Annotated in this window: 1 protein-coding gene; it reads right to left on the reverse strand. The window is 56.0% G+C overall.

Annotated features, from left to right (window positions below):
- Positions 1-198 precede the first annotated feature (198 nt).
- The gene (locus tag ACP26L_RS17820) at positions 199-13980 is read right to left on the reverse strand and encodes an amino acid adenylation domain-containing protein (RefSeq protein WP_426454525.1); all 13782 of its coding nucleotides are present in this window, start codon (positions 13978-13980) and stop codon (positions 199-201) included.
- Between the last annotated feature and the right edge of the window lie 8 nt (positions 13981-13988).

The raw sequence follows: 13988 nt of genomic DNA on the forward strand, positions 1-13988 counted from the left end.
CACTTGTGCGGCCCTTAATGAATATATGTTCTTGTCCTCCAACAGGATTCCATAAAAAGAACCGCCTTGGCATTGGCTGTTGGGCCAATGCCAGGCGGGGTTAAACGGTGGGCCTTCTTGTGTGCCTTTCTTGGCCAAGTGATCTTCTTCATCTGAAAGATGGCGGTCACTAGGCTAAGCACAATCCGCGGCGATGCGCTACAGCAAGAAATCGATCGTTACCGGCGTAACGGGTTCGGTAAGTTGAATATCTCCCAGTCGAATATCCGGCATTGCAGCGACGATGGAAAGCAAGTTCGACAGATCGTCGGCAAGCTTCCGGACTGTCCGTTCTTGGAACAGTTTGGAGCTGTAATCCATATTGCCGACGATCCGCCCCTCCTCCTCCATCACCGTTACCGTCAGGTCAAATCTTGCGATGGCAAGCTCGCTTTCCAACGGCGTAAAGCGCAGCTTTTCGATCTGCAGCGTTTGCTGCTCATAATTTTGCAGCACGAGCATCGTGTCGAACAGCGGATTGCGGTTGGCATGCTGGGCTGCGCCGAGCTTGTCCACCAGTTCGTCAAACGGGTATGCTTGATGTTCGTAAGCGCCAAGCGCGCTCTCCTTGACTTCCTGCAAGTAGGCGCGGAATGTTTTTTCTTCGGTCGGATAATTTCTCAACGCCAACGTATTCACGAACATGCCGACGATCGTCTCCAGACCGCTTATCTGTCTGCCGGCTACTGGCGTTCCGACGATGATATCCTCCTGCCCGCTATAATGGGCCAACAGTGCCGTATAGGCTGCCAGCAGTACCATGAACAGCGTGCTGCCGTTTTCTTCAGCCAGTTCTTTCACTTGCACGGTCAAAGCCGAATCGAACTCGAAAGCGACTCGCTTTCCTTCGAAGCAGCGCACCTCTGGCCGCGGATAGTCTGTCGGCAGCTCCAGAACCGGCAGTTCCCCGGACAGCACATTGAGCCAGTAAGCTTCTTGCTGCCGATAAAACTTGCTCTCTTCCTGCTGTGCCTGCCAAACGGCATAATCTTTATATTGAAACCCTAACGGCGGCAGCCTCTCTCCGGTGTACAACTTGTTCAACTCCTCCATCACGAGTGCGATGGAAACCCCGTCCGAGACAATATGGTGCATATCGAATTGTAAAATATGCCGTTCAGCTTCCAGCTCGATCAACTCTACGCGCAGAAGCGGCGGCTTCCGCAGATCGAACATCCGAACGAAATGCCGCAAGCGGTGCAGCGCCTCTTCTTCGTTCGCTTGCACCGTGCAGATAGCAAAATCTGCAGCATCATAAATTTTTTGCACCGGTTCGCCGTTCAACATCTCAAATCCGGTGCGCAGCGACTCATGGCGCGCAATCAATTGGCGGAACACCTCTTCCAGCCGAACCCGGTTTAGCGGACCCTCCACCAGCATCGCGCTGGGCATGTTATAGCCGATGTCTCCGCCTGCCCACTGACTCAAAATATACATGCGTTTCTGTGCAGAAGACAGCGGATAGTAAGGTTGCTCCTCGGCTAAGGGAATGACCGTGGCAGCTTCGGCTTCTCCCTGCGCCTCATGGCGAATCCAGGCGGCCAACGTCTCGATCGTCGGCCGCTCGAACACGATCCGCAGCGGTACGGCGATGCCGGTCTCCCTTTGAATCTGTGTGACCAAAGCAGTGGCTCGGAGCGAATGACCGCCTATATTAAAGAAATGATCTGTTACGCCAACGCGGTTCAGTCCCAGTATATCCTGCCAAATCCTCGCTAGCATCGACTCTGTCCTTGTGCGCGGCATCACAGCGGCCTCCGTCCGTACGGCTCCTTGCGGAGCGGGCAGCGCCTTCCGATCAATCTTGCCATTGGCGCTTAGCGGCATCCGCTCTATCTGCATCAGGTACGTCGGCACCATGTAACTCGGCACCTTCGCTGCCAAACGGCTGCGCAGCTCACTCGCGCTGATATCCGTTTTCGCAACATAGTAAGCGCACAAGTGCTGCAGCCCTGCCCCGTCATCTTCTCCGGCGACGACGACTGCCTCCGAAACGTTCTCCTCGTTCAGAAGCTGCCACTCCACTTCCCCGAGCTCGATCCGGTAACCGCGGATTTTCACCTGACGGTCAATGCGCCCCAGGTACTCGAGGTTCCCATCAGGCAGCCAGCGGGCCAAATCCCCTGAACGGTACATCCGCTCTCCGGTCCGAAACGGGTCTTCCATAAATTTCTCCGCCGTCAGTTCCGGGCGGTTGACGTACCCTCTGGCTACCCCTGCCCCGGCGATGCACAATTCCCCGGGAACGCCAAGCGGCTGCAGCTGCAAAGTGCCTTCCTTCATAATATACAGCCGCGTATTATCGATCGGCTTGCCAATCGGAATCAGGGAGTAAGCGGTATCCGGATCACACTCAAAGTACGAGACATCCACCGTCGCTTCCGTCGGTCCGTAAAGATTGATAAGCCGTGCGCGGTTGATCCAGGCCAGCGTCTTCTGGAACTGCGCCGCATGCTGCGGCCGCAGGACGTCACCGCTTGCGAACACGTATCGAAGCGTCCCCAGCTGCTCCGCCAGCCGGGAGCCGGACTGCTGGTCTGCGTAATCCAAAAATTCGCGAAGCATCGGGGGGACGAAATGTACGGTCGTCACGCCATACTGCGCGATCGTTTCGACCATCCGTTCCGGACTCTTCTCCCCGCCGACCGACAAGAGACATACGCTGGAACCTGCCATCGCCCACCAGAACAGTTCCCACACCGACACATCGAACGTAATTGCTGTTTTTTGCAAAATGACATCCGCTTCCGTGAGCTGATAACGCTTCTGCATCCAGAAAAGGCGGTTGACCACCGAGCGGTGCTCAATCATGACGCCTTTGGGCTTGCCTGTAGAGCCCGATGTATACATAACGTACGCCGGGTCGCCCGGTCCAGCCAAAGGCGGAAGATTCGCCACGTCAGCCGCGTAACTTTCGGCAGCATGTAAGTCTATGGCTATGCCAGCCTGCTCCACCGGCACGCGAGCCAGCCACTGCCTCTGTGCCAGAATCAGCTTGGCCCCCGAGTCTTCCAGCATGTAACGGATGCGGCCGTCCGGATACGACGGATCCATAGGCACATACGCGCCCCCAGCCTTGAGAATCGCATAGATGCCGATGATCATCTGCAGCGAGCGATCCGTCAGGAGGCCTACCCTGTCGCCTGGCTGAATGCCTGACGAACGAAGCGTGCGGGCAAGTCGATTGGCGTGCTCGTTCAGCTCGCCATAGGTCAGCTCTCCGTCCGCGCACCTTACCGCTGTCCGGTTCGGCCTGCATGCGGCTTGCTCTTCGAACAAAGCAGAGATGGTCCTCTCGTGCGGATAGTCTACCTCTGTGGAATTAAAGTCCTGAAGGAGCAGCTCTTGCTCCTGCGAGGTGACGATTGTCACCTCGTCAACGCGCATATCCGGCTGCTCTGCGATCTGCTCGAGCACCCGAATGAAATGCCCCTGCATCTGCTCGACATTCCCGCGCTCATAGACAAGCGCATTATAGCCAAACTCGATAACAATCTCTTCATCTGGCATGATCGTCAGCGTAAAGTCATAATTCGTCTGCTCCGTCATCTCCGCATTGACAATGGTAAAGCCGTCTCCCTCACGGTCGACGCTGCTTTCGATTTCTCGATCGAGCGGGTAGTTCTCGAAGATGAGCAGATGTCCGATCAATTCCGTCTTCTGGATCGTCTGCGCCTGGATTTCATACAGCGGATGCGTATCGTAAACATGGGAATCGATCGCCTGCCGCTGATTTCGCTTCAGCAATTCGGAGAAGATGTCCTCCGTTTCGCTTTTCACCCGCACAGGAACGGTATTCATAAACAGTCCGATCATCGTCTCGATACCGGGTATTTCGGCAGGACGACCGGATACGACGCTGCCGAACACAACATCCCTGCTGTTGTTATAACGCTGCAGAACCATTCCCCAAGCCGTCTGCATCACCGTATGGATCGTTACCTGACACTGCCTGGCTGTACGATTCAGGCTCGCGCTCAAACTCTTGCCAAGCGAGCTGACCCGCTTGCCGGCTTCATATCCCGCCGCTGGCTTGTCGGCCAATACCCTGCCAGGAAGCAGCGTCTGTCCTTCGTAGCCGTTCAAGTAGCGGATCCAGTAATCGCGCGCTTGTAGGAAGTCCTGACGCTCCAACCACTCCATATAACGGCTGAACGGACTGACGGGTGCCAATTGTGCGGGGAGACCCTTCAAGATGGCGAAATAAGTACCGAACACTTCCTTGTTGATTAGCGATAGACACCATCCATCCATGATGATGTGATGAAAGCTCCAAATCACCGAGAAGGCTTCATCGTCCGTTTGCAGAACCGCTACGCGCATCAGCATGCCCGAAGCCAGGTCGAACCTTCTGGACTTGTCTTCGCTTGCGAATTTCTGCACGTACGATCGACGCAATTCGCTCGGAAGCCGGCGCAAATCTTCATAATAAAACTCGCTCCGCTTATCCCGATAAACGATCTGTACAGGCTCCTGCTCCCACGAGCTGAACACATTGGTACGCAGTACGGCGTGCCGCTGTACAAGCTGATCGAGGCTTTGTGCGAACACATCGACATGAAAGCTGCCCTCAACATCGAAAGTCGCCTGCTCGAAATAAGCGGCCGAATCCGGGTCCATCAGATCATGGAACAGCATCCCTTTCTGCATCGGGGTCAGCCCGTATACTTGCTCAATCTCCCCAGTGGAAGCTGCATGCTCGGTAATCGCTGCGAACTGCTCAAGCGTCACACCGCTCAGCTTCACATCGCTTGGCGTCAGCTCCGGCTGCTCCTTGGCCGCGCAGTGCATAATAACCTCCTGCAAGCTCGCTTGCAGCAGCTCAGCGAACCGTTCTATCGTTTCCCTGCGGAATGCCGCGCTGCTGTACTGAATTTCCATAGTCAGACACCCGTCCGCGATGAGTCCGTTGATATTCAGCACATGCTTCATGACCGTTGTACCGCTCATGGAAGGACCGGTGCTAAAAGGGGACAGCCGCATGGCCCCGCTCTGCAAATCTTGATCAAATTGGCCTAAATAATTGAAACTGATTTCGGGCTCCGCCGAGAAGAGGCCGGGTTCGCACAGCTCGGACAAATAGCGCAGCATGCCATAGCCTGCTCCTTTGCGAGGAATGCGGCGAAGCTCTTCCTTTACCCGCTTAATCCGCTGCGAAGTCGTCTCATTCGCTTCGCAGACGAGCCACACCGGATACTGACTTGTGAACCAGCCTACGGTGCGCGTTACATCCTGATCTTGATGCAAAGGTTCGCGGCCGTGCCCTTCTACATTCAAAAGCACCCGTTCCAGACCGCTCCAGGCATAAATCGCCATGCCGAGCGCAGCAAGGAGCAGATCATGGACCTCGGTGCGGTAAGCGCGATTCGCCTGCTTCAGCAGCAGCTGGGTCATCGGCTCGGGCCATACGGCCGTGAGCGTATCGCTATCCGCAACTTGCATGCGGCAAGAAACGGCCTGAGTGTCCTCGGCACAGTAGTCCTTAGGCAGCCAAGTGCGCTCCGCTTGTTCCATTCGCAGCCAGTATGCTCGCTCCTGCTGCATAGCGGCACTTTTCGCTTCCACAGCCAACATCCGGGCCCATGACTGGAATGAAGCTGTTTTGGGGGGGAGACGAATTCCCTCTCCTTGTGCAGCCTGCTCATAGGCCGCTGTCAAATCCTCCAGCAGGATTCGCCACGATACTCCGTCCACAACCAGATGATGGATCACAATCAACAGATGATCGCCGTCCGTATAACGGAACAACCGCAGCTTCATCAAAGGACCTTCCGCCAGATTAAAGCTGCCCTGCAACTCGGCCGCTCTCTCCTCCACCGCCTTGGCTGCATCGGCCGTGGTTTTACCGCAAAAGTCGAAGGTCTCCAGCTGGAACATCTCGCCCTCGTGAACATCCCGTCCCCATGCCCGATAACCGGAATCCGCTTGGCGGAATACGAGGCGCAGCGCATCGTGATGAGCCGCAATAGCCGCTAACGCTTGGCGCAGCGCGCCTTCCTCGAAGCCTGTCGTACGGTGCAGCATAACCGCTTGATTAAAGTAGTGCGGTTCGGTAAAGTTTTGCGCGAAGAACCAGTGCTGAATCGGGGTCAACCGGACGTCTCCAGTCACCGCGCCTTGATCGGCCGCTTGATCGGTTTTCTGCACATATGCGCTTACTTCGGCGATGGTCGGATGAGCGAACAAGTCGCGCATCTCGAGCTTGTAACCGGCTTGCAGCAATCGGGAAGAAACCTGCATGGACTTGATCGAATCCCCGCCGAGGTCGAAGAAATGATCGTGAATGCCGACGGTTTGAACCCCCAGCACACTTTGCCAAGCAGCAGCCAGCGTGTGCTCGATGGACGTGCGCGCCGACATATAAGTCGTTGCAGCAAGGCTGCTTGGATCCGGATCGGGCAATGCCTTGCGGTCGATCTTGCCGTTCGGCGTAAGAGGCATCTGCGCCACTTGCATCAGATAAGACGGAATCATATAGTCTGGCAGCATCCCGCGAAGCGAACTTCTCAGTTCGCTGGCCGCAAGCTCGCGGCTGGCAACGTAGTAGGCGCACAGGTGGCTGTGGCCGTTCTCGTCTGCCATCGCCATAACGACCGCTTCCCGCACCGCCTCCGTCTGCAGCAGCTTCGCCTCAATCTCTTCCGGCTCGATCCGGTAGCCTCGAACTTTGACCTGATGATCGATTCGGCCTAGGTGTTCGAGCCGTCCGTTCGGCAGCCATCTCGCCAGATCGCCTGTTCGATACATACGTTCGCCGCTAAATCGGCTGGTTACGAACTTCTCTGCCGTCAGCTCCGGCAGGTTCCAATACCCGCGGGCAAGACCTACACCCGCCACGCACAGTTCGCCAGGCACACCGACCGGCAGCAGACCCCCTTGCGGATCGGTGATACACACCCGATGGCCCGGCACCGGCCTGCCAATGGAAATCATGCCGTCTGCTTCATACTCGGACGGAACCGGCCAAATCGAGGTTGCAATCGAATTTTCCGTTGGCCCGTAGCCGTTGTAATAGGCTACCCGATTTTTCCACGTATACACCAGCTCGCGCGTCGACGATGCTCCTGCTGTAAGCAAAATTCGCAGGCTTGGCAGCTGTTCAGGCTCCAAGTGCATGGCATATGCCGGCGGAAGCGATGCTACGGTGACCTGGTGCTCCGTCACATAACTGGTGAACAGCCCATAGTTCAACAGGGTTGGGGATGCCGGCACATACAAGGTTGCGCCGCAAAATACGGACTGGAAAATTTCCCAGCAGGCCGCATCGAACGAAAGGCTGGCAAACAAAAGCACGCGGTCGTTCTCGCCGATCCGCATGGTGTCGGCAAAATAAGATTTTAAGTTCACCAATCCGCGATGCTCCACCATGACCCCTTTGGGCACGCCTGTCGTGCCGGAGGTGTAGATGACATAAGCCAGATCGTCCGAACTGGAAACGGACTCCAAGTTTGAGCCGTTAGCGGCATATGCATCGGGATCGTCCAGCAGAATCGTCCGGCAGCTGCCCGCTGCGACGCGTTCGCGTAGACTCGCTTGCGTCAGCAGCATTGCGGCCTCCGTGTCTTCCAGCATATAACGGAGACGGTCCGCCGGATACTCCGGATCCATCGGCACATAAGCGCCGCCTGCTTTCAGAATCGCAAACATCCCGACGATCATTTCAAGCGATCGCTCCGCCATCAAGCCGACCGGCACATCCCGGCTTACTCCACAGCTGCGCAGCGTTCGTGCCAACCTGTTCGAGCGCTCGTTCAATTCCCGGTAACTCAGACGTTTCCCTTCGAAGAAGACAGCCGTCTGATCCGGCGTACGCTCAGCTTGTTCTTCCAACAGACCGTGAATGGTCGTCTCAAGCGCCGGGCAAGCGGAAACAGCGTTGAATACTTCGAAGATCTGAGCCCGTTCCTCGGCGGTCACCGTTTCCAATTCGCTCAGCTTCCGCTCGGGGTTAGCGGCGACTTGCTCCAGCAGATGGACCCAGTGCCTCTGAATACGCTGAATGCTGGCCGGATCGTACGCCAGAGCATTGTAGGAATAACAAATTTTCAGCGAATCGCCAGGGTAGATAACCAAATTAAAGTTATAATTCGTCTGCTCTTCCGTCTCCACGCTGCTAATCTGGAAGCCGACTCTGGCATCATCCCATGGAATCCGCTCTTCCATCGGGTAGTTTTGGAAAATGAAGAGATGATGAAGAAGCTCCTGCTTCTGTTCGCTCAAGTTTTGTATCTCATAGAGAGGGAACGTATCGTAAGCATGTGAAGCCACAGCCTGCTCCTGCATCCGTCTCAACACATTAGTAAATACTTCTTCCGCTTCGCACTTCATCCGTACCGGGATGGTGTTAATGAACAATCCGATCATCCGCTCAATGCCCGGAATTTCCGCCGGTCTGCCGGAAACGACCGCTCCGAATACCACATCGCTGCTGTAGTTGTACCGCTGAAGCAGCAGCCCCCATACGGTCTGAAGCAGCGTATTCAGCGTCACCTTGTACTGCTTGGCTACGATCCCCAGCCGCTTCGTCAGTCCTGCGCCCAGGTCGCTGTACAGCGTGCGAGCCTCGTATCCCTCAGCCTCATTCTTCTCCTGCGCCATGCTTGAGGGCAGCCGCATGCGTCGTTCATAACCGGACAAGTAGCCGCTCCAGTACTGAGCCGCTGCCTCCCGGTCCTGCGACGCCAGCCACTGGATATACTGACTGTAAGGTGCCACCGCCTCGAGGTCAGGCCGACGCTGTTCCATTTTCGCAAAATAAATCTCAAAAACTTCATTCGTCAACTGAGAAACGCACCAGCCGTCTACAATAATATGGTGAAAGTTCCAAATAAACCGGTACGTGTGCTCATCCGTACGCAAAATGGAGACGCGTAAAAGCGGTTCGCGGTCAAGCTTGAAGCCTCTGGCCCGATTGGTTTGCATGAACTGATGGACATAAACATCCTGTTCGTCCCCAGCCATGTGCCGTACGTCTTCCACGTGCAGGTCGCTGCGTTTCCGGCGAAAGACCGCTTGTACGGGTTCCTTCCACCAGTCTGTATAAAAATTCGTACGCAGTACCTCGTGCCGCTGCATCAACGCTTCCAGGCTTTCCGCGAACGTCGGAATGTCAAAACTTCCTCTCAACACAAAAGTTGACTGTTCGCAATACGCATTCGATTGGGGGCGCAACAGCGTGTGAAACAGGATCCCTTGCTGCATAGGGGAAAGGGGAAACACGTTTTCCAATTCGCCAATGGAAGCGGTACGCAGTGCAAGCCGTTCCAAATCTTCCACAAGCAGTCCCGGCAGCAAAACATCGCTAGGCGTCAGCTGTATGCTCGTGCACGCTGTGCAATGAGCAATGATCTCCCGCAAATGAGACAGCATCCCGGCAGCCAATGCTTCGACGGTCGATTGGCGGAAAAGTTGGCTGTCGTACACTGCCGATACTTCCAGCATGCCGCTCCGAACGGAGGCGTCGACGTTTAACGCATGATGCGCTGCCATATGAAGGCTGATCTCCTGGGGACTGTAGAAGGGAGACAGCCGGAATGAACGATCCGGCAGCGCTTGGTCCAGCTCGCCCGAGTAACTAAACAGGATCTCAGGCTCCGCTTGCAGGCCGGCTCCTTCGGACGGGGCCGATAAATAACGGAGAATGCCATATCCTGCCCCATGGCGGGGGACTCTGCGTAAATGTTCCTTCACATGTTTAATCCGCTGATCGACCGCTGCATCTCCATAGGTTGGCAGCGCCACCGGATACAAGCTTGTAAACCAGCCTACGGTCAGCGACGTATCCAGCTCCGTCGGGGCGTATCGTCTGCCATCGTCTTCCAGCCTGATCAGCGCCCGGGACATCCCGGTCCAATCGTGAACAGCCGCCAGGAGAGCTGCGATCAGCAGATCGTCAACTTGCGTGCCGTAGGCACGATTAGCCTGATTCAACAAAAGTTCCGTTTCCTGGCTCGGCAAACATACCGTGACAACCGCCGAGCCTTGGGCAGCACCGCTATCTTGCCGCACATCGTCTTTAGGCAGCGGTTGGATGGTATGGTGTTCCATATCTTTCCAATATATGCATTCTTGCTGTGCTTCTTGGGTGTTGGCATAGCCAGCCAATTTCGAGGCCCACGCTTGAAACGAATCCGTTTTGTAAGGCAGCCGTATCGGCTCTTGACGCAGAGCGTAATCGTACGCGGTGGCCAAGTGAGCGAGGAGAATGCGCCAGGAATAACCGTCTACAACGTAATGATGAATCACGAGCAGCAGATGATCGCCATCGGCTGCGCGGAATAACCCCGCTTTCAGCAGCGGGCCGTTCGCAAGATCGATACTCTCCCGAATTTCCTCCTCCTTCTCTGCAAAGGCTGCAAGCGGATCGGAGCTTCCCTGAAGCTGAACCACTTCAAGCGAAAACGAATCGCCTTCCTGCAAGCTGCGATTGTAGGCCACAGGGCCCGCTTCCGTCAGCCGAAAAACGATGCGCAGCGCGTCATGGTGCTCGGTCAGCTTCGCTAAGGCCCGCCGCAGCGCCTGCTCGTCAAAGCCTTCTTCTTTATGTAACACGACCGATTGGCTGAAGCGCTGCGGGGCCGGCCACCGCTGCTCCAAAAACCATTGCCACGCCGGTGTCCGTTCCACGGGACCTGTGACCTCGCCCTGATCCGCCATCCGCTGCACCCTCTGAAGCCGGGGGGCAAGCTCTGCCACGGTCGGATACTCGAATAGATCCTGCATATTTAGTCTGTATCCCGCCTCGTAAAGCCGTGAAGAAAGCTGAATCGAGTGAATCGAATCGCCGCCAAGATCGAAGAAGTTATCCCTGATGCCCGCGCGGCTCGCTCCGAGCACGAGTTCCCAAAGGGAGAGCAGCAGCCGCTCCTCCGCTGTCCGCGGTGGCACATACTCCGCCTCGCTGATCCCGCCGCCCTGCGGAAAGGACAGCGCTTTGCGGTCGATCTTGCCGTTCACATTCACCGGCAGGCGCTCTGTCTGTATCAAGTAGGCCGGAATCATGTAGGAAGGCAGCTTACTCGCCAGCTGCTTTTTCACGTAGCTTCCGGCAAGCTCTGATGACGCTGTGAAGTACGTGCAAAGCTGACGGCTGCCGGAAGCGTCCGCCCCGACAATAACAACCGCTTCCTTCACTGCTTCGATGCGCATCATTTGCGCTTCGATCTCGCCGAGCTCTATGCGATATCCGCGTATCTTCACCTGGTGGTCCGTTCGGCCTAAATACTCAATCGTTCCATCCGGGAGCCATTTCGCCAAATCGCCCGTACGATATAGTCTCTGTCCCGGCTCAAAAGGATGCGGCACGAACTTCTCCGCTGTCAGCTCCGGCCGCTGCAAATAGCCCCTGGCCAGCCCGTAACCAGCAATGCATAACTCACCGGGAACCCCGATCGGCTGCAGCTGGGATGAACCTTCCGTCCGGTCCATGATATAGATCTGCATGTTCGCTATGGGTGTACCGATGGTTGCTTTGCTGTGGACGTCAGTGATCTCCGCCATGGTCGACCAGACGGTCGTTTCCGTTGGCCCGTACATGTTGTAGATTGCAGCTTCTGTCAGAGCACGTATCTTTGCAGCCAGGCTGGCAGGCATGGCTTCCCCGCCAAGCAGCAGATGTTTCAGCCCTGCGAGGACACTCCTGTCCCCGGACACCTGCAGCAGCTGATGCATCCGGGCAGGGGTCGTCTGCATGACCTCTACTTGCTGCTTTATGATCAGCTCGCTTAAGGCCTCCGGATCACGCCGCTCATGTTCCGAGGCAAGGATAACCGACGCACCGGTTATCAAGGGCAGCAGGCTTTCCAATACAAAGGGGTCGAACCCGTAGGTCGTGACAGACAGAACCCGCATCTGTTCACGAAAAGGGATGGCCCGCAGCATGCCATAGATGAAATTGACGACACTGCGGTGCTCCACCATGACCCCCTTCGGCCTGCCCGTTGAACCGGAGGTGTAGATGAGATAAGCCAGATTATCCGCTGAATGGACAGGCTGCGGTCCGGTTTCGTCCCCGCCTTCATCAAGGTGCCTGTACATGTCATTCTCCAGCATGACCCCCTCATCATCCATGAACATAACCCGGACGCCCTCATCATAGGAGGCCTCATCCGTAAGCTCATCTTGCGTCAACAGAATCCGGAGCTCGCTGTCTTCGATGAGAGTCCGGACCCGGTCCTGTGGAAGATCGGGATCAATCGGGCAGTAAGCCGCCCCCGACTTCAGAACCCCCCAGATGGCTGCCAGCATTCCAAGGGAACGCTTCAGCAGAAGCCCGACAATTTGGTCGGGGCGTACGTTGAGCCCTTTCAAAGCCTCTGCGATCCGGTTGGCACGCTCATCGAGCATACGGTAAGTCCACTGCTTCTCCTCACAAATCACGGCAACGGCATCCGGTGTCCTGCAGACCTGTTCCTCGAACAGCTCATGCAGGGTACGGCCGGATGGATAGTCAGCCTGCGTCTGATTCCAGTCGTGCACGATCCGCGCGCGCTCTTCCTCTGTCAGCATGTCCAGTGCGGACAGCGCCTGATGAGGACCCGAACCCATGCTATGGAGAAGCTGGTTCCAATGAGCCGCCATCCGTTCAATGGTTTCCTCACGAAACAGATCGGTCGGATATTCAATAAACATATCGAGCCCATCATCGGTCTCGGCGGCGCACAGCGTAATATCGTAACGCACGGTCTCGCCATCGATCAGCTCAGGCTGGATATCCAGTCCGGTCAGATCGATTTTTTCTTTTACAATATATAAAAATACGGCCTGAATCAGTGGATTGCGGCTGGGGTCGTTCGGAATCCGCAGTTCGTCCAGCAATAAACCGACAGGCAGATCCTGATGGTTGAACACACCCTTCGCCGTCTCGCGAACGCGCTGAAGCAGCTCCCTTACCGTCATCTCCCCGGACAGCCTGGAACGCAGAGTGCCCATGGTAAGGAAATACCCCAGCACCCTCTCCAGCTCAACCTGATTGCGATTGGCGATCGGCGTGCCGACCAGAATATCAGACTGGCCTGTATAGCGGTACAGCAAAATGGTAAAAGCCGTGAGAAGCGCCATGAAAACCGTAGCGTTTTCTTGCTTGGCCAGCTCGGCAAGGCGCTGTACAACTTCTTTCGGCGTGTGAAACACCAGTCTCGATCCACGGAAGCTCATGGATGGGGGTCTCGGAAAATCCGTTGGCAGATCGAGCGTATACTGGCAGCCCTGGAGTTCCTCCTTCCAAAAGCTAAGCAGCTTCTCCCGCTTCTCTCCCTGCAAATCGTTGCGCTGCCACTCAGCAAAGTCTGCATACTGAATGGATGGCTCAGGGAGACGGACTTCTTGTCCGTTCACAAAAGCGTTATACTGCGCCACCAATTCATCGTAAAAAATGGTAAATGTAATTTTGTCTGTGACCATATGATGCACAGTCAACACCAGTTTCATTTCCTCTTCCGACAAACGAAACAGCTTGAAGCGAACCAGCGGACCCTCGTACAAATCGAACAGCCGCTGCACTTCTTCCTGCACCAGCTTTTGCACCAGCACTTCCTTCGTTTCCGCCGGCTCCTGCCGCAGATCGACTACAGGTACGTCGACGTGAAGTTCCGGCAGCACGATTTGCAGCGGCAGGTTGCGGTCGAAAACCGTTCGCCATGCTTCATGGCGCTTGATCGTCTCATTGATGCTGTTCGTCAGCGCTTCGTGATTCAAGCTGCCTTTGATACGCGCAGATCCATAGACATTGTAAGCATACGACTCCGGGTGGATCCGGCAGAAGAACCAGAGCCGCTCCTGATCGTAAGACAACGGGCTCGGCCCTGTATGATTGCGCCTGGGAATGACCGCACCGCTTGAACGGGCTGGTGCGGAACCGGCCTGCAAAGCTTTTACCTTTTTTTCCAGCAATGCTCGCTGCTCGGGGGTTAACGCGTGAATGCGATCCGTCAAGCTTTTCATCCGCATCC

The sequence above is a fragment of the Paenibacillus sp. S-38 genome, from assembly GCF_049942825.1.
In the GTDB taxonomy this organism is placed as follows: Bacteria; Bacillota; Bacilli; order Paenibacillales; family NBRC-103111; genus Paenibacillus_G.

Coding starts and splice junctions, on each gene's coding strand:
- ACP26L_RS17820 (WP_426454525.1), bottom strand. CDS start 13,980: ATGAAAAGCTTGACGGATCGCATTCACGCGTTAACCCCCGAGCAGCGA.